The sequence below is a fragment of the Luteimonas cucumeris genome, assembly GCF_007830035.1.
GTDB classification, from domain to species: domain Bacteria; phylum Pseudomonadota; class Gammaproteobacteria; order Xanthomonadales; family Xanthomonadaceae; genus Luteimonas_C; species Luteimonas_C cucumeris.
The window spans coordinates 199,417-221,330 of record NZ_VLKN01000004.1; the positions used below are offsets into that span (position 1 = coordinate 199,417).

At 67.5% G+C, this 21,914-nt stretch carries 17 protein-coding genes and 1 riboswitch; of the genes, 7 read left to right on the forward strand and 10 right to left on the reverse strand.

Annotation, left to right across the window (positions count from 1 at the left end; genetic code table 11):
* Position 1: 1 nt before the first annotated feature.
* From flgH to flgL, 5 genes are read left to right on the forward strand one after another with little or no spacing between them, the layout of a single operon-like run.
* The gene (gene flgH, locus IP90_RS09680; RefSeq protein ID WP_144899425.1) at positions 2-688 is read left to right on the forward strand and encodes a flagellar basal body L-ring protein FlgH; all 687 of its coding nucleotides are present in this window, start codon (positions 2-4) and stop codon (positions 686-688) included.
* Between the two features lie 7 nt (positions 689-695).
* Positions 696-1,808, forward strand: coding sequence for a flagellar basal body P-ring protein FlgI (locus IP90_RS09685; protein ID WP_144899426.1), 1,113 nt, complete (start codon positions 696-698; stop codon positions 1,806-1,808).
* Positions 1,808-2,902: a flagellar assembly peptidoglycan hydrolase FlgJ gene (flgJ, locus tag IP90_RS09690; protein WP_144899427.1), complete on the forward strand. Its 1,095-nt coding sequence runs from the start codon at positions 1,808-1,810 to the stop codon at positions 2,900-2,902. The genes IP90_RS09685 and flgJ overlap by 1 nt, the downstream gene beginning before the upstream one ends.
* Positions 2,903-2,914: 12 nt before the next feature.
* Positions 2,915-4,798 carry a flagellar hook-associated protein FlgK gene (gene flgK, locus IP90_RS09695; RefSeq protein WP_144899428.1) on the forward strand — a complete coding sequence of 628 codons (1,884 nt, stop codon included), beginning with the start codon at positions 2,915-2,917 and terminating at the stop codon, positions 4,796-4,798.
* On the forward strand, positions 4,795-5,997 hold the full coding sequence (flgL, locus tag IP90_RS09700) for a flagellar hook-associated protein FlgL (RefSeq protein ID WP_144899429.1): 1,203 nt from the start codon (positions 4,795-4,797) through the stop codon (positions 5,995-5,997). Before flgK ends, flgL begins: the two co-directional genes overlap by 4 nt.
* A 914-nt stretch (positions 5,998-6,911) precedes the next feature.
* On the opposite strand, the gene IP90_RS09705 is transcribed toward flgL, so the two are convergent.
* The 3 genes from IP90_RS09705 to btuB all read right to left on the reverse strand — a co-directional run bounded on the left by IP90_RS09705 (position 6,912) and on the right by btuB (position 12,722).
* Entirely contained in the window at positions 6,912-8,036 is a 1,125-nt protein-coding gene (locus IP90_RS09705; protein WP_144899430.1) for an HDOD domain-containing protein, read from the reverse strand.
* 217 nt (positions 8,037-8,253) lie between these two features.
* Positions 8,254-9,879: an alpha/beta hydrolase gene (locus IP90_RS09710; protein WP_144899431.1), complete on the reverse strand. Its 1,626-nt coding sequence runs from the start codon at positions 9,877-9,879 to the stop codon at positions 8,254-8,256.
* Between the two features lie 980 nt (positions 9,880-10,859).
* Entirely contained in the window at positions 10,860-12,722 is a 1,863-nt protein-coding gene (gene btuB, locus IP90_RS09715; RefSeq protein ID WP_144899432.1) for a TonB-dependent vitamin B12 receptor, read from the reverse strand.
* A 106-nt stretch (positions 12,723-12,828) separates the two neighbouring features.
* A riboswitch (cobalamin riboswitch) is annotated at positions 12,829-13,085 on the reverse strand.
* Positions 13,086-13,154: 69 nt separating this feature from the next.
* On the opposite strand from btuB, the gene IP90_RS09720 reads away from it, so the two are divergent.
* Both IP90_RS09720 and ybaL read left to right on the forward strand, forming a co-directional pair.
* Positions 13,155-13,817, forward strand: a complete 663-nt coding sequence (locus IP90_RS09720; RefSeq protein WP_144899433.1) for a YceH family protein — start codon at positions 13,155-13,157, stop codon at positions 13,815-13,817.
* A 61-nt stretch (positions 13,818-13,878) separates the two neighbouring features.
* On the forward strand, positions 13,879-15,588 hold the full coding sequence (ybaL, locus tag IP90_RS09725) for a YbaL family putative K(+) efflux transporter (RefSeq protein WP_144899434.1): 1,710 nt from the start codon (positions 13,879-13,881) through the stop codon (positions 15,586-15,588).
* 19 nt (positions 15,589-15,607) lie between these two features.
* Here the strand turns inward: ybaL and IP90_RS09730 are convergent, their stop codons facing one another.
* The 7 genes from IP90_RS09730 to cbiB are packed head-to-tail and all read right to left on the reverse strand — an operon-like array spanning position 15,608 to position 21,912.
* Positions 15,608-16,354: an adenosylcobinamide-GDP ribazoletransferase gene (locus tag IP90_RS09730; protein WP_144899435.1), complete on the reverse strand. Its 747-nt coding sequence runs from the start codon at positions 16,352-16,354 to the stop codon at positions 15,608-15,610.
* Positions 16,351-16,977 (reverse strand): histidine phosphatase family protein, encoded by a 627-nt coding sequence (locus tag IP90_RS09735; protein ID WP_144899436.1) that lies wholly within the window; start codon positions 16,975-16,977, stop codon positions 16,351-16,353. The genes IP90_RS09730 and IP90_RS09735 overlap by 4 nt, the downstream gene beginning before the upstream one ends.
* Positions 16,974-18,020: a nicotinate-nucleotide--dimethylbenzimidazole phosphoribosyltransferase gene (gene cobT / locus IP90_RS09740; protein ID WP_144899437.1), complete on the reverse strand. Its 1,047-nt coding sequence runs from the start codon at positions 18,018-18,020 to the stop codon at positions 16,974-16,976. The genes IP90_RS09735 and cobT overlap by 4 nt, the downstream gene beginning before the upstream one ends.
* Positions 18,017-18,538: a bifunctional adenosylcobinamide kinase/adenosylcobinamide-phosphate guanylyltransferase gene (gene cobU / locus IP90_RS09745; protein WP_144899438.1), complete on the reverse strand. Its 522-nt coding sequence runs from the start codon at positions 18,536-18,538 to the stop codon at positions 18,017-18,019. The genes cobT and cobU overlap by 4 nt, the downstream gene beginning before the upstream one ends.
* On the reverse strand, positions 18,526-20,001 hold the full coding sequence (locus IP90_RS09750) for a cobyric acid synthase (protein WP_144899439.1): 1,476 nt from the start codon (positions 19,999-20,001) through the stop codon (positions 18,526-18,528). The genes cobU and IP90_RS09750 overlap by 13 nt, the downstream gene beginning before the upstream one ends.
* The gene (gene cobD / locus IP90_RS09755; protein WP_144899440.1) at positions 19,998-20,981 is read right to left on the reverse strand and encodes a threonine-phosphate decarboxylase CobD; all 984 of its coding nucleotides are present in this window, start codon (positions 20,979-20,981) and stop codon (positions 19,998-20,000) included. Before cobD ends, IP90_RS09750 begins: the two co-directional genes overlap by 4 nt.
* Positions 20,974-21,912 carry an adenosylcobinamide-phosphate synthase CbiB gene (cbiB, locus tag IP90_RS09760; protein WP_144899663.1) on the reverse strand — a complete coding sequence of 313 codons (939 nt, stop codon included), beginning with the start codon at positions 21,910-21,912 and terminating at the stop codon, positions 20,974-20,976. Before cbiB ends, cobD begins: the two co-directional genes overlap by 8 nt.
* Positions 21,913-21,914 lie beyond the last annotated feature (2 nt).

Consider the following 21,914-nt stretch of genomic DNA (forward strand, 5'->3'; position numbering starts at 1 on the left):
CATGAACCGATCCGTCCCGCTGCTTGCCGTCATCGTCGCCACGCTGCTGCTCGGCGGCTGCGCGCGTTCGTTTGGCGATGTACGGCCGTACGCACCGATGCAGCCGATCCAGCCGGTGATGGCGCCGCAACTGGCGGCCACGCCCGGTGCGATCTATCGCGCCGGCCCCGGCCTGAGCCTGTATTCCGACCGGCGCGCGCGCGATGTCGGCGACCTGCTGACGATCGCACTGGTCGAGAACACCACCGCGCAGACCAGCGCCACCACTTCGGTCGACAAGCAGACCGAGATCGAACTGGCCGCGCCCAACATCGCCGGCGCGCCGGTGACCTGGAACGGCCGCAACCTGCTCAGCGCCTCGATCAATGGCGAGCGCGGTTTCGCCGGCAACGGCAAGAGCGCGCAGAGCAACCGCCTGCAGGGCAGCCTGACTGTAACCGTGATCCAGCGCCTTCCCAACGGCAACCTGGTGGTGCAGGGCCAGAAGAACATGCGCCTGAACCAGGGCGACGAACTGGTGCAGATCCAGGGCGTCGTGCGCGCCGCCGACATCGGTCCCGACAACACCGTGCCTTCCAGCAAGGTCGCCGACGCGCGCATCGCCTACGGTGGCCGCGGCAGCATCGCGCAGTCCAATTCGATGGGCTGGCTGGGCCGCTTCTTCAACTCGCCGATCTTCCCGAACTGAGCCCGCCATGAAACCGACGCTGCCTGTCCGCTGCCTCCTGCTCTCGTTCGCCGTGCTGTTCGCCGGCGCGGCGCCGGCCGAGCGCATCAAGGACCTGGCCCAGGTCGGCGGCGTGCGCAGCAATCCGCTGGTCGGCTACGGCCTGGTGGTGGGACTGGACAACTCCGGCGACCGCACCAGCCAGGCGCCGTTCACCGTGCAGAGCCTGAAGAACATGCTGGGCGAACTGGGCGTCAACATTCCGCCCAACGTCAATCCGCAATTGAAGAACGTCGCCGCGGTCGCGATCCACGCCGATCTGCCGCCGTTCGCCAAACCCGGCCAGCCGATCGACATCACCGTGTCGTCGATCGGCAACGCGGTCTCGCTGCGCGGCGGCAGCCTGCTGATGGCGCCGCTGCGCGGCGCCGATGGCGAGGTCTACGCGATCGCGCAGGGCAACCTGGTGGTCGGCGGCTTCGGCGCCAACGGCAAGGACGGTTCGCGCGTGTCGGTCAACGTACCCAGCGTCGGCCGCATTCCCAACGGCGCGATCGTCGAACGCGCCCTGCCCGACGCGCTCAACACCGGCGACGCGGTCACGCTCAATCTGCATCGTGGCGACTTCACCACCATCTCGCGCATGGTCGCGGCGCTGGACCAGCGCTTCGGCGCCGGCAGTGCCCATGCCGTCGACGGCGTCACCGTCGCGGTGCGCGCGCCGGTCGATCCGGGTGCGCGCATCGGCTTCCTGGCGCAGGTTGAAAATCTCGAACTGACGCCGGGCACCGCACCGGCCAAGGTGATCGTCAACGCCCGCACCGGCACCGTCATCATCGGCGCGCAGGTGCGGGTGATGCCGGCGGCGATCACCCACGGCTCGCTGACCGTGACCATCACCGAATCGGCCAACGTCAGCCAGCCCGATGCATTCTCGCGCGGCCAGACGGTCGTGACGCCGCAGTCGTCGGTGGCGATCGATGCCGAGGGCAGCCGCATGTTCAAGTTCGAAGGCGGCGCGACGCTGGACGAGATCGTGCGCGCCGTGAACGAAGTCGGCGCTGCGCCCGGCGACCTGATCGCGATCCTGGAAGCGCTCAAGCAGGCCGGTGCGCTGCGCGCGGAGCTCGAGGTGATCTGATGAGCCTGTCGTTGCACAGCCCGTTGCCCGACCTGGCGTTGAACAAGGCGCTGCAGCCGACGTTATCGCTGGGCGGCACGCAGGCGCCCGATGCGGCGCGCATCCAGGAAGTCTCGCGCCAGCTGGAAGGCCAGTTCGCGCAGATGCTGATCAAGTGCATGCGCGACGCCAGTTTCGGCGACTCGCTGTTTCCTGGCGAAAACCAGATGTTCCGCGACATGTACGACCAGCAGCTCGCCAAGGCAATGACCCAGGGCGACGGACTGGGCCTGGCGCCGATGATCGCGCGCCAGCTCGGCGGCGCCACGCCCACGCCATCGAAAGCCACCGCGGCGATGGGCCTGTCGGAGTATCGCCGGCTGATGCCCGGTGGCGAAACGGCGCAGATGCTTGATGCCATTTCCGGACGCGACGCTGCCGGTACTGCCAGCGCAGGTGACTCCGACCTTTCCGCGAGCCTGATGTCGCCGCTGCTGCGGCAACTGCACGCAGCGGCAACGCCGTCCGAAGCCTGCGCGCAGGTCGAAGCCATGGCCGCGGTCGACCCGGACGATTACGCGCCCGGATCGCGGGAAAATTTCGTCGCGCAGATCTGGCCGCACGCGCAGGATGCGGCGAAGGAACTCGGCGTGGACCCGCGCGCGCTGGTCGCGCAGGCGGCACTGGAAACCGGCTGGGGTCGACGCGGCATCCAGCGCGACGACGGCGGCAGTTCGCACAACCTGTTCGGCATCAAGGCCACCGGCTGGAGCGGCGAACGCGTGCGCACCGGCACCCACGAATATCGCGATGGCGTCAGGCAGAACGAAAGTGCCGACTTCCGCGCCTACGGCTCGCCTGCGGAAAGTTTCGCCGACTACGTGCGCCTGCTGAAGAACAGCCCGCGCTACCAGCAGGCGCTGGCCGCCGGCACCGACATCCATGGTTTCGCCAAGGGCCTGCAACGGGCCGGCTATGCCACCGATCCATCGTACGCATCGAAGATCGCTTCGATCGCCACCGGCCCGACGCTGGACAAGGTGCTGTCGGCGATCGGTTCGGCGGCCACCACGGTGGCGAGTACGGCCCTGCGCCACCTGCCGCTGCCACGCTGACCGAGGAACGCCATGTCCAATCTTCTCAACATCGGCAGTGGTGCCCTGCTCGCCTTCCAGCGCGCACTGTCCACCGTCGGCCACAACGTCGCCAACATCAACACCGAGGGCTATTCGCGCCAGCGCACCGAATTCGCGGCGCGCGATGCCAGCGCCCACGGCTACGGCTACCAGGGCAACGGCGTGCAGATCGTCGACGTGCGGCGCATGGCCGATTCGCTGGCGACCTCGCGCCTGCTCGACAGCGGCGGCGAGCTGAATCGCCTGCAGCAGTTGTCGGTGCTGTCCAGCCGCATCGACAGCCTGCTGTCGGACAAGGCGACCGGGATCAGCGGACCGTGGTCGGGCTTCTTCGATTCGGTCAGCGCGTTGTCGTCGAATGCCGCTTCGTCGGCGGAACGCGAGAACCTGCTGGCGCAGGCGAAATCGCTGGTCACCCGCTTCAACCAGATCGACGGTCATCTCGATTCGCTCGATGCCGAGGTCAACAACGGCCTGATCGCCGGGGTCGACGAGGTGAACCGGCTCAGCGCCGAGATCGCCAACCTCAACGGCAGGATCGGCAGCAACGCCAGCCAGGCGTCCGGCGACCTGCTCGATCGCCGCGACCAGCTGATCGCACAACTCGTCGGCTACACCGGCGGCAACGCGATCAGCCAGGACGGCGGCCAGATCAACGTATTCAGCGCCGGTGGTCAGCCGCTGGTCGTCGGCGCCAGCGCCAGCACGCTGGTCACCACCGCCGATCCCTACCGGCCGGAACGGCTGCAGGTGGCGCTGGAAACCAACGGCCAGCGCATCACCTTCGGCAGGAACGGCATGGGCGGCCAGATGGGCGGCCTGATCGAATTCCGCAGCACCGTGCTGGATCCGGCACTGGCCGAGCTGGGACGGATCTCGATGGCACTGGCCGACACCTTCAACCAGGGCCATGCCGCGGGCATGGATCTGTACGGACAGATGGGTGGCGATTTCTTCAATCTGCCGCCGCCGACCGCATCCGGCCATGCCGGCAACACCGGCACCGCAACCTTGCAGGCGACGCTGGGTGACACCAGCCAGCTCGATGGCCAGAACGTGATTCTGCAATTCGATGGCACCGCATGGAGAGCGACCCGCGCCGACACCGGCGCCAGCGTGCCGCTCACCGGTACCGGCACCGCTGCCGATCCATTGCTTGTCGGCGGTATCGAACTGGTGCTCGGCGGCGGCGCGCCCGCGGTCAACGATCGCTTCCTGCTGCAGCCGACTGCCGGTGCTGCCGGCGCGATCTCGGTCGCGATCACCGATCCGGGCCGCGTCGCCGCCGCCACTCCGGTCAAGGGCAGCGCCGACCTGGCCAACAGCGGCAACGGCAAGCTCAGCGGGCTGAAGGTGACCGACGCCGGCAATGCCAACCTGCTCGACACGGTCGCGATCGACTTCATCGGCGCCAACCAGTACACGATCGATGGCGCCGGCCCGTTCGCCTACGCAGCGGGCCAGGTCATCAGCCACAACGGCTGGAGCGTGACGCTCGATGGCGCACCCGCCGCTGGCGACAATTTCACCATCGGCGCCAGCGGCACCGGTTCCAGCGACAACGGCAACGCCAAACTGCTGGCCAACCTCGACGATGCCAGCGCGCTCAACGGCGGCACGCTGACGCTCAACGGCGCGATCGGCGGTCTCACCACCTCGGTCGGTTCGGCGGCGCGACAGGCGGATTATTCGGCTGAGGCGCAGCAGGTCATCCACGACCAGGCGCTGGCCGCGCGCGACAGCATTTCCGGCGTCAATCTCGACGAGGAAGCCGCCGACCTGATGCGCCTGCAGCAGGCCTACCAAGCCGCTTCGCAGATCATTTCCACGGCCGACACCCTGTTCCAGTCTCTGCTTGGCGCGGTGCGTCGATGAACACCCGCATCTCCACCGGCATGCTGTACCAGCAGTCGATCAATTCGCTGCTGGCCAAGCAGGCGAAGATGGCGCACACGCAGCAGCAGCTCGCCACCGGCCAGCGCCTGGTCACCGCCAAGGACGATCCGGTCGCCGCCGGCACCGCCGTCGGGCTGGATCGCGCGCTGGCCGAACTCGAACGTTACGCACTCAATGCCAATGCCGTCGAGAACCGGCTCGGCCTGCAGGAAAGCGCGCTGACCCGCGTCGGCGAAGTGATGGCGCGCATCCACGAACTCACCGTACAGGCCAACAATCCCGCGCTCGGCGACGACAGCCGCAAGGCGATCAGCACGGAACTGAAGGCGATCCACGCCGGCCTGCTGGACCTGGCCAACAGCACCGATGGCACCGGGCGCTATCTGTTCGGCGGCACCGACGACGGCAGCGCGCCGTTCGCGATCGCCGGCAGCAATGCCGTGTACAGCGGCAACCAGACCCAGCGCGAAATCGAAGTGGCGCCGGACACCTTCGTCTCCGACACCCTGCCTGGCAGCGAGATTTTCATGCGCCTGCGCACCGGCGATGGCCGCATCGATGGACGCGCGCTGGCTGGCAACATCGGCACGGGCCTGCTGATGGATTTCAGCGTCATCGATTCAGCGGCATGGAATGGCGGCAGTTACCAGGTCGCCTTCACCAGCGCCACCACCTACGAGATCCGCGACGCCGGCAACGCCGTGATCGGCACCGGCACCTACGCCAAGGGTGAAAGCATCGCCTTTGCCGGCGTGCAGATGAAGATCGACGGCAACCCGGCCGCCGGCGACGCATTCGAGATCGGCGCTTCCGGCAACCGCGACATCTTCGCCACGGTGCAGAACCTGATCGGCGCGCTGGATAGCAACCCGACCACCGACGTGCAGAGGGCCGAAATGCAGAATGCCCTGCAGGCTTCGATGCGCGACGTGGCCACCGCGCAGAACAGGATGATCGACGCCCGCGCCAGCGGCGGTGCGCAATTGTCGGCGCTCGACAGCGCCGCCAGCCTGCGCGAAGCCAACGCGATCACCTTCAAGGACACCCTGTCGACCCTGCGCGACCTCAACTGGGCCGAGGCCATCGGCCGCTTCGAAATGGAAAACACCGCGCTGCAGGCGGCGCAGATGGTGTTCATGCAGATGCAGCAGTTGTCGTTGTTCAAGATGATGGGGTGATGGCGCTGGAATGACCCTGCTGCTGTTCTTCCTGCTGCTGTGGAGCGGATCTTGCTCCCCTGCCCCTCGCCTTGAAGCCGCCATCCCCGCATCCTTCGACAGGCTCAGGATGAGCGAGGCGAGAATCCAGCGACTTTGCTCGAGATAGCTCAGCGTTTGCCGACCTTTCAGGTCGGGTTTCCGCATGAAGCCCGCCACGTTCGCGGCGCGGTCGTTCGCCGGCTTGCGAGCCAGATCACCTGCCGATGAGAGCAAAATCAAGTGCTTCCGTGCGCTGAAGCGCCCGGGTCACTTTCTTTGCTGGCCCAAAGAAAGTAACCAAAGAAAGGGCCCGAAGCCGGCTTGGCTGACGTTGCACCCGATGGGCACTGGTTCGGTGCCGCTTTCGTCGTTGCCGGAGTTCTTGTTCTCGCCTGAAATCTGATTGCAGCGTTTGGTTGTTCGTCGCAGCCTGACGATTGCTGGCTTTAGCTGTTATCTGTTATTTGTTGGCACGAACTACCAGCAATCCGAGCCACTCCATAGACCCGGAGGGCGGCGGCCATGGATGGCCGCCGTTTTCCGACCGAGCCATGGAGGGCGAGTCGGAAAATCTCCGGACACTACCAACAGAAACGTTAGCTCTGATCGGGGAAGACCCTTTTCTTTGGTTACTTTCTTTTGGGTCAGCAAAAGAAAGTGACCCGCACGCGTAGCGGGCGGAAGCTTTGCTCTTTGCAGCAAAGAGCAGCAGAGCAAGCTCTGCTGCACAAGGGCAAGAAGCACGTCACTGGATTCCCGCCTCGCTCATCCTGAGCCTCTCGAAGGACGCGGGAATGACGGCTTAGAAACAAAACGGGAACTGTTCCGGCAAAGACAAGGCAACGTCCACTTGGCACGTGGGCCGCCAATGAGCTCGCCAACTCACCGCCACATCAAGCCGCAGCGGCCGCCATCCGATCCGACATCGTCTCCGCCATTTCGCGCCACCCCGGCAACTGATGCAGCACCCCCAGCGACGACAGATAGTGCTCGTCGACCGGCTCGTTGCCCGCCAGCGCTCCGGCGACGTGCACCGCGCCGGGCACCCAGAAACTGCGCAGACTCGACCGCTGCGGCTGGCGATGGAACGCCACCGCCTCGACGATCGGCATCGGCAATCCCCACAGGCCCAGCAGGTACGCGCCGGCCTCGGCATGGCCCGGGCGTTCGTCGGGTTCGCCGTCGCCCGGCGGATCGCGCTCGTCGCGCACGCCCGGCAGCAGCAGTCCGATGTCGGCCAGCAGCGCGGCGGTCGCACCGAGTTCGGCACTGGACTGCGGCAGGATTTTCGCCGCCAGCCGCGACGCCAGCAGCGCGCGCTGCTGCAACGCGGTGCGGTCGACATTGGCACCGGTCTTGATCGAGAACACCTCGCTGGCCAGTACCAGATCGCGCAAGGTCGCAAGACCCAGACGCGTCACCGCCAGTCGCAGGTCGGTGATCGCGCGGCCATTGGAGAAGTACGCGGAGTTGCACAACTGCAGCACCTTGGCCGCGATCGCCGGATCGCCGGCGACGATCCTGGCGATGTCGCCACTGCTGCCTTCGTCTTCCTCCAGCGCACGGGTCAGCGAGAAGTACAGGTGCGGCGGCGACGGCAGGTGCTCGATGCGGCCGATGGCACGGCGCAGGCGCGGACTGTCGAGCAGGTCGCGCAGTTCCTCCAGGCTGTGGATCGCCTCGAGCACGGTTTCCGAAGCCAGCGGCAACGGCAGGAAGCGATGCGCCACGCCGATCAGCCGCACCGATGGCGAGACGTTGCCGCCTTCGACTTCCAGCAGTGCGATGCGGATCGTCTCCGGGCGCAGTGTGCGCACCTGTCCGAGCAGCGTCGGCGGCGGGATGTCCGGCAGGTTCGGACCCACCATCAACACGTCCACCGGCTCGCTGGCCACGGCATGGATGGCGGCATTGCCATCGGCCACCGTCTCGACCCGCCATTCGTCGCCCAGATAACTGATGTATTCGGAAAGATCGGCAGGCAAACAGGCGCTATCGCCCACATACAGGATCCGCAAGACACTTCCCCTCGTTTCGATGACCGGATGGATGGCGCATCGGGAGTGCCGATGCCGTCGACGCAAAAAACCCTATTCAGCTTTTCGGCCGTCGCAGCGGATTCTTGAATCCGGCATCGAGGATTGGGGAATACGCCACAGTTCCGCATGCGTTCGCGCGCGACGGATTCATGGCGTGGGGCGGCAGCGCAGGCGGCGATCGCCGAGGGTGCGGCCGTCAACGCGCGGAACTGGCCGCCTGCGGAACGGGCACCTCCGGCCGCGCCAGGGCATGCATCTCCCAGGCGATCTTCTTCAGCAGCGCGCTGTCATCGTCGCCTTCGCGGTACAGGTCGAAATGGGTGCGCCCCGGCAGGAAGCGCACGTCGGTCTTCGCGCCCAGTGCCTGCAGCGTGGCCTGCAGGCGGCGCGCGGCGCCGTCGAGATAGAAGGTGTCGGCATCGCCGACGATGACGTGGATCTTGCCGTCGAGGTCGGCCTTGAGCTGCGGCCATTGCGTGCGCAGCTTGTGGGCGATGTCGTAATGCTCGCGCCAATAGGCGACGACATCGGCGTCGACCTTGCCGGTGTCGCGGTCGAACATCGGCATCGGACGCCCATCCTCGCCGCGCGGCGAGAACACCCACTCGAACGAGGCCATCTGCCCGCCATAGGCACCGAGCGCGCGCTCCAGCCGGGCAAACTGCTCGACCGTGGCCAGCACCTTGCCCTTGTCGCGCATCAGCGGCCGCGCCGCGCCGTCGGGCGTGTGGTAGAAATTGGCATCGGCCGCGTACAGGTCGACACCGGTGAAGTCGTGGAAATCACTGGGGTCCGGCGATGTCGACCAGGTGCCGCCGAACAGCTTCGGATACGCCACCTGCAGCCATAGCGTCGCCCAGCCGCCGGAGGAATGGCCGACCAGGAAGCGGCCCGATGCGCTGGCGTCCATGCGATAGCGCTGCTCCAGCGCCGGGATCAGTTCGCTGGTCAGTGCCGTGCCCCAGGGGCCGTTGTTGACGGAGTCGGCGAACTCGTGGGTGCCGCTGGCGCCGGATTCGTCGAGGAACACCCAGATCATCGGCGGCATCTGTCCGCTGCGCATGGCCATGTCGACGCTGACCACGGCGTTGGTCAGGCTGTTGGCATCGCCGCCGAAGCCGTGGGTGTAATAGACCGTCGGGTAACGACGTTGTGGATCGGCATCGTAATCCGGCGGCGGCAGTACCCAGCCGCGCATCGCGATCGGGCGACCGTGGAACGCGCTCAGCACCGGACTGGTGAAGTCGATCGGCTTCGCCTGCTCGCGCGCCAGCGGCAACGCGTCGCGCATCGCCTGTGGTGCGCGTTCGGAAAGTTGCCAGGGCCCACGCGCGGGCAAGGTCTTCACCAGCGGCAGCACCGGCGCGCCGCCGTCGCCAAGCCTGATCGTGGCCACATCGCTGACCAGATCGCCCGCGCCACGACCGTGATAGTTGTAGTCGTGATTGACGTCGAGCACCGCCTGCACCGCGTATTCGCCCGGCAGCAACTGCGAAAACCCCGCAGGGAATGCAGCCGTCTCGGTATCGACGATGACTTTTGCGCCGGGCACCAGGTGCGTCAGTTCGGTCGCCGCCACGCTGACCTGGGTGGGATTGAACGGACTGGTGTCGACCGCTTCGATCCTGCCGTCCTTCGCCTGTGCCATGGCCTCGGCGGCCGGCATCGCGAACATCAGCAGGCGACCGGACACTGGTTGCGTGGCGGCCGCAGGATCGAGCTGCACGCGCAACGGCTGCGCCTGCACCGCCTCATCACGGCGGCAGGCCGACAGGACGAGCAGCAACAGGCCGACGAACAGTACGCGTGGTAGCGGATGCATGACGGCTCCTGGCCAGATCGGAATGGATGCAGTCAAGCATGGCACGCGGCGCGAATCCCATGGCAGGAGTCATGACCTCCAATGGCGAGCGCGAATCTCTGGATCCGGCTTGCACCGCGATGTCGATCAAGGGACCCCGCTTTGGCGGGGGTAACGGCCAAGATCAACGATGGAAAGATGAAGCACGGCAGTTGGTGGCAACGACGCAAGTTCCCGACCCTCCGGGTCGGCTTTGACCAGCCTGCGGCTGTTGTAAAGCGCTTCCGCCCGCTACCGCGTGCGGGTCACTTTCTTTGCTGGCCCAAAGAAAGTAACCAAAGAAAGGGCCCGAAGCCGGCTTGGCGGACGTTGCACTCGTTGGGTGCTGGTGCGGGCCGCTTTCGTCGCTGCCAGGCTTGTTCTCGCCTGAAATTTGATTTCTGTGCTTGGTAGTCCTTCGCAGTCTGTCGATTGCTTTGGCTTTAGGTGCGGCTGCGGCTACGGCAATTGGTGTTTGCTATTGGTTATTGGCTGTTGGTTATTGGCTGTTGGCTGTTGCCCTTGGCACGAACACCAGCGATCCAAGCCACTCCATAGACCCGGAGGGCGGCGGCCATGGACGGCCGCCGTTTTCCGACCGAGCCAGGAGGGCGAGTCGGAAAATCTCCGAGGACTATCCACCGCAACGTGAGCTCTGATCGGGGAAGGGCCTTCTCTTTGGTTACTTTCTCTTGGCCCCATCAAGAGAAAGTGACCCGCACGCGTAGCGGGCGGAAGCTCTGGGTTTGCAGCAAGAGCAGTGGAGCAAGTTCACTCGCGAAGCAGGAAGCAAAGTCGCTGGACCCCCGCCTCGCTCATTCTGAGCCTGTCGAAGGACGCGGGGATGACGGCATATCAGCAACAGCAACAGCAACAGGAGCAACAGCACGATCGCTGTGCTCGCGCCCTCATCTTCCCTGTAGGCACCCTCTTCCCGTAAACAGGGAGAGAAACAGCAAAGCTCAGCGCTTCGGCTGGAAGCGCACACTCAGCATGTACCCACGCCCGGGCTGGTTGTAATACGCCGCCGTCTCGTAATCGCGATCGAACACATTGGCAATGTTGAACTGCAGCGACCAGTCCTCGTCCAGCGCATAGCCGGCACGCAGATCGACCGTCGAATATCCAGCCAGCGAGGTGCGGTTGGCGAGGTCGTCGTAGCGCCGGCCTTCGCCATACAGGCTGCCGCCGAAGCTGAAATCGCCAACGCTTCGATCCAGGTCGATGCGCCCGCTGCGCCGCGCGCGACGTGGCAGCAGATTGTCGTCGTTGAAACCTTCGCTGTCGTTGCGCGGATCCATCCACGTCGCCGTGCCGAGCACGGTCCAGCCGGCCAGTTCGAAATCCACCGTCGCCTCGGCGCCGCGAATGCGTGCGCGGTCGACGTTGGCCGGCAGCGATGTCGTCGCATCGAAGGTGATCAGGTCTTCGGCGCGGGTCTGGTAGACGGTGGCCGACCAACCGCCGCGTGCATGCGTGCCGCGCAATCCGAGTTCGGCGCTGCGCGAGGTTTCCGGCTGCAAATCGGGATTGCTGAAACCTGGGTAGTACAGGTCGTTGAAGGTCGGTGCACGGTAGGCGCTGCCATAGCTGGCGATCACCTTCAGTGCGTCGTTGAACGCATAGCCATAGCGCAGGCTGCCGGTGGTTTCGCCGCCGAACTGGCTGTCGTCGTCGCGGCGCGCGCTGGCCTGGAAGCTCTGCTTGCCGAAATCGCCCTGCCACTGGCCGAACAGGCCGCGGTTGATGCGCTGCTGCTGGTCGAACGGTGTGCTGCTGTCGACCGTATCACGCTGCCAGTCGAAGCCGAGGCTGACCAGGCCGGTGCCGGCGCCGATGTCGGCCTGCAGCGATCCCAGATCGCGGTGCGTTTCGAAGCGACTGCTGAAAGTGTCGTCCTTGTAGTCGTCGCTCTCGTCGACGCTGCGCCCGGCGTTGAGCGTGAACGACAACGTCTCGCCCGGCGCGTAGCGCAGCCGCGCGCCGGCAACCTGCTGCACTACATCGGACTCGTTGGCGAAGCTGCCGTCGTACTCGTTGTGGCCCTGCGCACGCAGGATGCGCGCTTCGGCGTCCCAGGCCTTGTTGAAGCGGTAGCCGCCCTGCAACGACAACGAATTGTTCTCGTAGCCGTCCTTGTCCGGCTCATCGGTGAAGCAGCCGACGAACAGCGTGCCGCTGCCGCGGCAGGCGTCGATGCCGTCGGTGCGTTCATGCGCGGCGTTGACCGAATACCAGCCGTTGCCAACCTTGCCGGCGACGCCGGCGCTGGCGCGACGCGTGTCGAAACTGCCGAGGCCGACGCTGACGTGCGGCGCGAACGCGCCTTCCGGACGACGGGTGAATATCTGGATCACGCCGCCGAGCGCTTCCGAACCGTACAGGCTGGAGAACGGCCCGCGCACGATCTCGATGCGTTCGATCTGGTCGACCGGGATGTCCTGTATCGCCGCCAGGCCGGCGCTGGCCGAGCCGATGCGCACGCCGTCGACCATCACCAGTACCTGCGAACCGCTGGCGCCGCGCAGGGAGATCGTGGTCTGTTTGCCGGGGCCGCCGTTGTTGGCGAAGGTGAGGCCCGGCGTGCCGCGCAGCAGCATCGGCAACGATGCCGGCTGCAGGCGTTCGATGCGCTCGCGAGCGATCACGGTGATCGACGCGAGCGTGTCCGCCAATGACTGTGGCGTACGCGTGGCGGTGACCACGACCTGGTCCAGGTCGACAGGAGTGCCGGCTTCGGCCTGCGCCTGCGCGCAGGCAAACGAAACGGCCAGTGCCAATGCAGCACGCGAAGCATGCCGGGAATACGAACGACGGAATTGCATGAAGAGCTCCTGGGCCGCGCCTGCCCGCGCGGAATGGCTGGAAAGGACAGGCGGCGGAGCGCATGGCGCCGTGCGCGCGGCACGGTTCCATGACATCGCCCACCGCGTGTCAGGCATGCCTGGGGCCGGTCTCCGGGCTCGCGAGCGAAGACGCGAAGTCTTCGGAACGGCGCCTTCCCATGCGTGCGCACAGTGGCTGTATGCCGGTCCAGGCCGGGCGCGAAACTCGCGTGCCGGTCGATTGCTCGCCTACCGTTGCGGGGGCAGCTCCGGGATTACCGCCATGGCATGGCGACGCACCGGATTCCCGTTTCAACCGCTGGCGGATCAACGCGCGCGGTCACCTCAGGCGCCGGCAGTCTAGCGGCGAATGCCGATGCGCGATAGCGGAAATCGTCGTCGCCACCCGCGCAGCGCGCATAATCTACGGCCATGGAAACGCTCTCTGACCACATTCCCGCCGCGCCCATCCCGGCCCTGCTCAGCGCCATCGAGGCGCGCATCCTCGGCTGCCTGGCCGAGAAGGAAGCCACCACGCCCGATGCCTATCCGCTGACGCTCAACAGCCTGGTAGTGGCGTGCAACCAGAAGACCTCGCGCGATCCGGTCATGAACTTGAATCCCGGCGAGATCGAACACGCGCTGCGGCAGATGGAGGTGCGCGGCCTGGTCAAGTCGCAGTACACCGCGCGCGCCGGCCGCTTCGCGCATCGCATGGAAGCAGTGTTCGACCTCACCCGCCAGCAGGCCGTGCTGCTCGCGCTGCTGATGCTGCGCGGCCCGCAGACGCTGCACGAACTGCTCGGACGCAGCGAACGCTGGGTCCGGTTCGAAGGCGTCGAGGACGTGCAGCACGCACTCGATCGCCTGGCGGCGCGCGAGCCCGCATTCGCGGTACGCCTGCCGCGCGGCAGTGGCCAGCGCGAAGACCGCTACGCGCACCTGCTGTGCGGCGCCGTGACGGTCGCCGGACCGTCGGACGCGGCTTCCGCACCGCCGCGCACCAGTTCTGCGGATCACGCACTGCAGGAACGCATCGATGCGCTGGAGACGCGCGTGGCCGCGCTCGAGGCGAAGCTGACTGCGCCAACCTGAGCGGTTTGCGTCGATTGCGCGCGGCGTTCACTATCTTCCTCCGGATATCGACGGACGGACAATGCCGCATCACACCTCGCTGATCGCCATCCTGTGCCTGGGCTTCGTGCTGGCCTTCGTGCTGGGCATGCTCGCGCAACGGCTGCGGCTGTCGCCGCTGGTGGGGTACCTGGTCGCCGGCATCATCGCCGGCCCCTTCACCCCGGGCTATGTCGCCGACCAGGCGCTGGCGCCGCAGCTGGCCGAGATCGGCGTGATCCTGCTGATGTTCGGCGTCGGCCTGCACTTCTCGATGAAGGACCTGATGTCGGTCAAGTCGATCGCCATCCCCGGCGCGGTCGTGCAGATCCTGGTGGCAACCTTGCTGGGCTGGGGACTGGCCACCCTGCTCGGCTGGCCGAACCTGCACGGCGTGATCTTCGGTTTCTCGCTGGCCACCGCCAGCACCGTGGTACTGCTGCGCGCGATGGAGGAGCGCCGGCTGATCGAGACCAAGCGCGGCCGCATCGCGGTCGGCTGGCTCATCGTCGAGGACCTGGCCTGCGTGCTGGCGCTGGTGCTGATGCCGGTGCTGGCCAGCATCGTCAACGATCCGGCCGGCGATTCGATCGGCTTCGGCCAGATCGTGGCCAAGGTCGGATTCACCCTGCTCAAGGTGGCCGGATTCGTGGCGGTCATGCTGATCGTCGGCCGCCGCGCCATTCCGTGGGTGCTGGAACGCACCGCCGGCACCGGCTCGCGCGAACTGTTCACCCTGGCGGTGCTGGCGATCGCGCTCGGCGTGGCGTTCGGCTCGGCCGAACTGTTCGGCGTGTCGTTCGCGCTCGGCGCGTTCTTCGCCGGCATGCTGCTCAACGAATCCGAACTCAGCCACAAGGCCGCCAACGATTCGCTGCCGCTGCGCGACGCGTTCGCGGTGCTGTTCTTCGTCTCGGTGGGCATGCTGTTCGATCCGCACATCCTGGTCGAACAGCCGCTGCTGGTACTCGCGACCGCCTTCATCATCATCTTCGGCAAGTCGGCCGCGTCGTACCTGATCGTGCGCGCCTTCGGGCATCCGAATTCGACGGCGTTGACCATTTCCGCCAGCCTGGCGCAGATCGGCGAGTTCGCCTTCATCATCGCCGGTCTCGGCGTGACGCTGGAACTCATGCCCTCCGAAGCACAGGACCTGGTGCTGGCCGGCGCGCTGATCTCGATCATGCTCAATCCGCTGATCTTCGGCGTGCTGGACAAGTGGCAAGCCAGGCAGGACGCACAGGATGCGCGCGATACCGCGGCCACGCTGGCCGAGGAAGACCATCGGCATCGCGTGCCCGACGACCTGCACGACCACGCGATCGTGGTCGGCTTCGGCCGTGTCGGCAGCCAGCTGGCCGAACTGCTGCGCGAACGCGGCGTGCCACTGGTGATCGTGGAGGACGATGCCGACCTGGTCGCGCAGGCGCGCGCCAGGGGCATGCTGGCGGTACGCGGCAACGTCGCCGCAGAACGGGTGATGCTGGAAGCGGCGCCGCAGCGCGCCAAGCTGGCGGTGTTCGCGATCCCGCAGGTGTTGGAAGCAGGTGAGGCGATCGAACGGCTGAAGGCGCTTAATCCCGGCATCACCGTGCTGGCGCGCGCGCACAGCGAAGCGGAAGTGCGCCACCTGCTCGACAACGGCGCCGACGGCGCGGTACTGGCCGAACGCGAACTGGCCTATTCGCTGGCCGAAATGGTGATGGCGACGCCACCGTACCGCGGCAACAGCCTGCCGCTGGCGACGACCTAGCCGGGGATCGCCTGCCGCGCTATCCGGCGGCCGCGATCGTTACCAGCACCGCCACTTCGACCAGCTCGGTCAGCGCGCCACAGGTATCGCCGGTGATGCCGCCCAGCCGTCTCAGGCAGGCGCGCCGCCACAGCCAGAACACCACGACCGTGACCGCCACTGCGACGACACCGCTGGTGCCAGCGACCACGCACAGCGCCAGCGTGGCCAGCAATGCGATCGTGCACGCCACGCGCGACGCCGACACCAGCCCACTGCCCAGGCCGTTGCTGCGCACATAGGGCGTGCAGAGAAAGGCAGCGACCAGCGCCGCACGCGCGAGCACCGGCGCAAGCAGCAGGATCCACCATGGCAGTGCGGACAGACTCGCCAGCGCCGCGAATTTCAGCAGCAGCAGCAACACCAATGCGACCACGCCGATCGGACCGCTGCGTGGATCCTTCATGATCGCCAGGGTGCGCTGGCGGATTTCCTCGTGGTTTCCGCCGCCGAGTCCGCCAACCCAGGCGTCGGCACTGTCGGCCAGTCCATCGAGGTGCAACGCACCGGTCACTGCCACCCACGCCACCAGTACCGTGGCGGCGGCCAGCATTGGCGGCCAGTCCTGCACTGCCCAGGCGAGCGCACACAACGCTGCACCGAGCAGCGCGCCCACCAGCGGATACCAGGCCAGCGAACGCGCCTGCACGCCTTCGACCGCGAACACGCGCGACGGCACCGGGATGCGCGTCAGGAAGCCGATCGCGGCGAGCAGGCCATCGATCATGCCGGCGCCCGCCGTACGCGTGTTTCATCCGCGCGTGTGGCGTCACCGGAATTGCGGCCGGGCCAGCGCAGTCGATGCAACGCCGCATGTGGCACGTCGATCCCGGCCATGTCGCCGAAGCTGCGTCCTGCCTCGATGCAACGCAGCAGACGGATCGCACCGCCGTGGCTGATCACCAGCGTGTGTCGCGCGCGTCCGTTGCTCGCGATGACGTCGTCGTGAACGATGTCGTCGAGTGCATCGCAGAGGCGGCTGCGGAAGGCCGCGAACGTTTCCGCGCCCGGCGGCGGATGCGCCACCGGATCGGCCCAGAACCGCGCCAGCGCGTCGCCGTCGCGTTCGGCCAGCCGTTCGATCGGCACGCCCTGCCAGTCGCCGAAGTGGTACTCGGCCAGGCGGGCGTCCAGCCGCAACGGCAGGTCACGCTGTGCGGCCAGTTCACGCGCGAACGCGGCGCAACGCTGCAGCGGCGACGCCACGATCGCGCCCCATTCGTGCCCGGCGACGGCGGCGCGCAGTTGCGCCCAACCCGTGTCGGTCAACGCATCGTCGAGCTGGCCGCGATAGCTGCGCTGGCCGGTGTCGCCGTGGCGCAGCAGGTCGATGATCGCGGTGCGGCTCATGCGGTCGACACTCCCGCTTGCGCGAACGTCGCCATTCCGGCGTGCAGCGCACACGCCAGCCGCAGCAGCGGTACCGCCGCGGCCGCGCCGCTGGCCTCGCCCAATCGCAGGCCGAGTTGCAGCAGCGGATCGGCATGCAACGCATGCAGCAGACAGGCATGACCGCGCTCGTGCGAGCGATGCGCGAACAGCAGCCAGTCGCGCACGCCGGGATTGATCCGCACCGCGGCCAGCGCCGCGGCCGTGGTGATGAAGCCGTCGACCAGCACCGGCAGTCCCGCCTGCGCCGCGGCGATGTATGCGCCGGTGAGCGCGGCGATCTCGAAGCCGCCGAGGCAACGCAGTTGTTCCAGCGGTGTCGTCGCGGCGACGTGCCGCTGCAGCGCGCGCTCGACCACTGCCGCCTTGCGTGCGATGCCGGCATCGTCCAGGCCGGTGCCTGCCCCGGCCAGTTCGATCGCAGGCGTGCCGAGCAGCGCGCAGGCCAGCGCCGTGGCCGACGTGGTGTTGGCAATGCCCATCTCGCCACCGACGAACAGCTGCGCCTGGGCGGCGCGCGCGGCGGCAATGCTGTCGGCACCGGCGGCCATCGCCTGTTGCAACTGCGATGGCGTCATCGCGGCGTGCATGCAGATGTTGGCGGAGGCCGTGGCGATGACCGCGCGTCGCACCGACTTGATCTCGCCGGGATCGTTGACCGTGCCGAGGTTGACCACCTCCAGGGTCGCGCCCAGCGCACGCGCCAGCACGCTGATCGCCGCGCCGCCATCGGCGAAGTTGCGCAGCATTTCGCCGGTGACCGCCTGCGGGAACGCCGACACGCCCTCGTCGGCGACGCCGTGGTCGGCAGCGAACACGCTGATCCAGACCCGGTCCACGTTTGGTCGCGCGCTGCGCTGCAACGTCGCCAGCCGCACCGCCAGCGCTTCCAGCGCACCCAGTGAACCGGGCGGCTTGGTGAGTTGTGCCTGCCGCGCCAGCGCCTGCGCCCGGCAGTCCGGATCGGGCGTCGCGCAGGCCGCGAACAGCCAATCGTGGTTCATGGCAGGGTTCCCTTGAGGACCAGCGGCAGGCCCGCCGCAACGAACATCACGCGCTCGCAGCGCGTGGCCAGTGCCTGGTGCAGCCGGCCGGCCTCGTCGATGAAACGGCGGCTGAGTTCGCCCATCGGCACGATGCCGAGGCCGACTTCGTTGCTGACCAGGATGATCTCGCCCGGCGCTGCCGACAGCACGTCGAGCAGGCGGTCGCGTTCGCACTGGGAGCGCGTGTCGTCGTGTGCGCCGAGCAGGTTGCTGAGCCACAGCGTCAGGCAATCGACCAGCAGGCAACGATCGTCGTGCGCCTGCGCGCACAGGACATCGGCCAGCGCCAGCGGCTCCTCGATGCAGACCCAGTGCGACGGCCGTCGCGCGCGATGGTGCGCGATGCGCGCGTCCATCTCGCCATCGCCGCGTCCGGCGGTGGCGATGTACACGACCTCGCGTCCGGACTGCGCGGCAAGGCGTTCGGCCAGCGTGCTCTTGCCCGAGCGCGCACCCCCGAGGATCAGGCTGCGCATGGCTGCTCCAGTCCAAGCAATCGTGAAAGCGTCGTGGTGTCCAGGTGCGCCGCGACCGCGTCGGCAAGGCGTTCGATGCTGGCTTCGCGCAGCACTTGCAGGTCGAGCACCGCGGCATCGCGCAATCCGGCCCAGCGCAGCAGCGCGGCCAGCGCATCGGGTGCATCGAACAGGCCATGCAGGTAGCTGCCGAGCACGCGGTCGTCGTCGCTGCGCGCGCCGTCGCTGCGGCCGTCGTCGAGATGCAGCGCCGGCCGCGCCAGTGCCGGGCCGCGGCTGATGCCGCAATGGATTTCGTAACCGCGCACGCTGGCGTCGGCGAACGCGAGCCGGCCGCTGGTGTTGTGCAACTGCTTGCCCGGCTGCAGTGTGGTTTCCATGTCGAGCCAGCCGAGGCCGTCGCTGGATCCGGCGTCGCCTTCGATGCCTTCGGGATCGTGCACGGCGCGGCCGAGCATCTGCAGTCCGCCGCAGATGCCGATGAGCCTGCCGCCGTAGCGCAGGTGCCGCGCGATCGCCTGCTCCCAGCCGTGCTCGCGCAGCCAGGCCAGGTCGGCGCGGGTCGACTTGCTGCCCGGCAGCACGATCAGGTCGCACGCCGGTGGCGTTTCGCCTGGACCTGCGAACCGGAATTCGACCTGCGGATGCGCGCGCAGCGCATCGAAATCGGTGTGGTTGCTGATCCGCGGCACGGCCGGCACCACTACCCGCAGCCACGCGTCCGCCTTGGCCTCGGCCTGTCGCGGCAACGCGTCCTCGGCTTCCAGGTGCAGGCCGTGCAGGTACGGCAGCACGCCGAGCACCGGCTTGCCGGTTTCGCGTTCGAGCCAGTCCAGGCCCGGCTGCAGCAACGCGATGTCGCCGCGGAAACGGTTGATGACGAAGCCGACGACGCGCGCGCGTTCGCTGTCCGACAGCAACGCCAACGTGCCGACCAGATGCGCGAACACGCCGCCGCGATCGATGTCGGCGATCAGGATCACCGGGCAATCGACCGCTTCGGCGTAGCCCATATTGGCGATGTCGCGATCGCGCAGGTTGATCTCGGCCGGGCTGCCAGCGCCTTCGACGATCACCGCGTCGTACTGCGCGGCGAGGCGCGCGTGCGACGCCAGCACCGCGTCGAAGGCGATGCGCTTGTAGTTGTGGTAGCGCACCGCGTCCATGTTGCCGATCGGATGGCCATGCACGATCACCTGCGCGCCGGTATCGCTGTTGGGCTTGAGCAGCACCGGATTGAAGTCGGTATGCGGTGCGATGCCCGCGGCCTGCGCCTGCACCGCTTGGGCACGACCAATCTCGCCGCCGTCGACGGTCACCGCCGAGTTCAACGCCATGTTCTGCGGCTTGAACGGCGCCACCGCGACGCCCTGCCGCCGCAGCCATCGGCACAGCGCGGTGACCAGCGCGCTCTTGCCGGCATCGGAGGTGCAACCCTGCACCATCAGTACACGCGCACTCATCGCATCACCTCGGCCAAGGCCATCTGCAGTCGTGCGAATGCCGCCTCGTCGCCCGGCAGACCGAAACGCAGGCTCGCAGGCGTTTCGAACAGCCGGGTGAGGATGCCGCGTCGCGCCAGCGCGTCGTGCAGCGCGAGCGCATCGTCGCGTCGGCACCACTGAAAGAACGCGGTGCCGGCGCTCGGCATCAATCCCTGCGCAGCCAGCATCTCACCGAGTCGCTCGCTGGCTTCGCGCAGGCGCACGCAAGCCTGCCGCTGCCAGTCGCGATCGGCCAGCGCCTGCCGCAGCACGAAACGCGACGGACCGGTCAGCGTCCACGGGCCGAGCCGCTCGCGCAGCGCGTCCAATAGTGCCGGCGCCGCGCAGACGAAACCGGCACGCGCGCCGGCCAGACCGAAGAACTTGCCGGCCGAACGCAGCACGACCAGCCCGTCGCGCCAGCTGTCGGCGCACAGGCTGTGCGCGGGCGTGGCGTCGATGAAAGCTTCGTCGACCACCAGCCAGCCGCCGCATGCGGCCAGCGCAGCATGCACGACAAGCAACTCCTCCCGATCGAAGCGTTCGCCGCCGGGATTGTTCGGATGGATCAGTACGACCACGTCGAAGCGCGCGACCCGCACGAGCAATTCAGCCGCCGGCAGCGATTCGACTACATGGCCGGCGCGCTGCCAGGCGTGCGCATGTTCCGCATAACCGGGCGCGAGCATGCCGACGCGCGACGCCTGCCGCAGTTCAGGCAATGTCTGTATCGCCGCCTGTGAACCTGCCACCGGCAACACATGCTCGGCACCGTAGTAGTCGCGTGCGGCCTCGACCAGGCCATCATCGTCCTCCGGCAGGCGCTGCCAGGCCGAACCCGGGATCGCAGGCACCGGCCATGCGAACGGGCTGACGCCGGTCGACAGGTCGAGCCAATCGTGCGGCGCGATGCCGTACTGCCGCGCGGCACGCAACAGGCGGCCACCGTGTTCAAGCATGTCGTACTCCATCGATCAGCAAGACGACTCCGGCCCAGGCCAGCAGCCACGACAACACGCCGTTGCGCACCAGCCACAGCGCGCGCGCGATCGAATCCGCGTCCGGCGACCCGCCTTCGCCCAACTGCGGTCGTTGTTCCCAGAGGCCGTGGTAGGGCGCCGCACCGCCAAGCTGCACGCGCAGCGCGCCGGCACCGGCCGCCATCACCGGGCCCGCATTGGGGCTGTCCCACAGCGGTGCCTGCCGGCGCCAGCAACGCAACGCGCCAGCGGTATCGCCGAGCACGGCGTAGGTGAGCGCGGTCAGTCGCGCCGGGATGAAGTTGAGGACATCGTCGACGCGTGCGGCGGCCCAGCCGAAGTTTTCGTAGCGCGGCGTGCGATAGCCCCACATCGCATCGAGCGTGTTCGCCAGCCGGTACAGCACCGCACCGGGCGCACCGAGCACTGCGAACCAGAACAAGGTGCCGAACACGGCATCGCAGCCGTTTTCGAGCACCGATTCGGTTGCCGCCGCTGCGACCTGCGATTCGTCCAGCGCGGCCGTGTCGCGGCTGACCATCCGCGAGACAGCCGCGCGCGCCGAATCCAGTTCACCCGCGTGCAAGGCATGCGCGACTGGTCGCGCATGCTCGGCGAGGCTGCGATGGCCCAGCGCCAGGTACAGCACGCCGGTCGCCAATGCCGCCGCGAGCCATGGCGACGCCGCATGCACCCAATGCATCGCCAGCCAGGTCAAGGCGCACGCCGGCAGCACCGCGACCGACCACGCCAGCGCACCGGCGATACGGCGATCGGCATGCGTGCGCGACTCGATCGCTCGTGCCATGCGGCCGAACGCGACCAAAGGATGAGCGCGCCGCGGCTCGCCGAGGAGAGCATCCAGCGCCACCGCGGCGACGGCGATGAATGCAGCACTGGCGGCGGCAATGC

What these genes read in the sequence shown, in the direction of transcription:
- flgH (WP_144899425.1), top strand. Translation starts at nt 2, where the DNA reads ATGAACCGATCCGTCCCGCTGCTTGCCGTCATCGTCGCCACGCTGCTG.
- IP90_RS09685 (WP_144899426.1), top strand. Translation starts at nt 696, where the DNA reads ATGAAACCGACGCTGCCTGTCCGCTGCCTCCTGCTCTCGTTCGCCGTG.
- flgJ (WP_144899427.1), top strand. Translation starts at nt 1,808, where the DNA reads ATGAGCCTGTCGTTGCACAGCCCGTTGCCCGACCTGGCGTTGAACAAG.
- flgK (WP_144899428.1), top strand. Translation starts at nt 2,915, where the DNA reads ATGTCCAATCTTCTCAACATCGGCAGTGGTGCCCTGCTCGCCTTCCAG.
- flgL (WP_144899429.1), top strand. Translation starts at nt 4,795, where the DNA reads ATGAACACCCGCATCTCCACCGGCATGCTGTACCAGCAGTCGATCAAT.
- IP90_RS09710 (WP_144899431.1), bottom strand. Translation starts at nt 9,879, where the DNA reads ATGCATCCGCTACCACGCGTACTGTTCGTCGGCCTGTTGCTGCTCGTC.
- btuB (WP_144899432.1), bottom strand. Translation starts at nt 12,722, where the DNA reads ATGCAATTCCGTCGTTCGTATTCCCGGCATGCTTCGCGTGCTGCATTG.
- IP90_RS09720 (WP_144899433.1), top strand. Translation starts at nt 13,155, where the DNA reads ATGGAAACGCTCTCTGACCACATTCCCGCCGCGCCCATCCCGGCCCTG.
- ybaL (WP_144899434.1), top strand. Translation starts at nt 13,879, where the DNA reads ATGCCGCATCACACCTCGCTGATCGCCATCCTGTGCCTGGGCTTCGTG.
- IP90_RS09730 (WP_144899435.1), bottom strand. Translation starts at nt 16,354, where the DNA reads ATGATCGATGGCCTGCTCGCCGCGATCGGCTTCCTGACGCGCATCCCG.
- IP90_RS09735 (WP_144899436.1), bottom strand. Translation starts at nt 16,977, where the DNA reads ATGAGCCGCACCGCGATCATCGACCTGCTGCGCCACGGCGACACCGGC.
- cobT (WP_144899437.1), bottom strand. Translation starts at nt 18,020, where the DNA reads ATGAACCACGATTGGCTGTTCGCGGCCTGCGCGACGCCCGATCCGGAC.
- cobU (WP_144899438.1), bottom strand. Translation starts at nt 18,538, where the DNA reads ATGCGCAGCCTGATCCTCGGGGGTGCGCGCTCGGGCAAGAGCACGCTG.
- IP90_RS09750 (WP_144899439.1), bottom strand. Translation starts at nt 20,001, where the DNA reads ATGAGTGCGCGTGTACTGATGGTGCAGGGTTGCACCTCCGATGCCGGC.
- cobD (WP_144899440.1), bottom strand. Translation starts at nt 20,981, where the DNA reads ATGCTTGAACACGGTGGCCGCCTGTTGCGTGCCGCGCGGCAGTACGGC.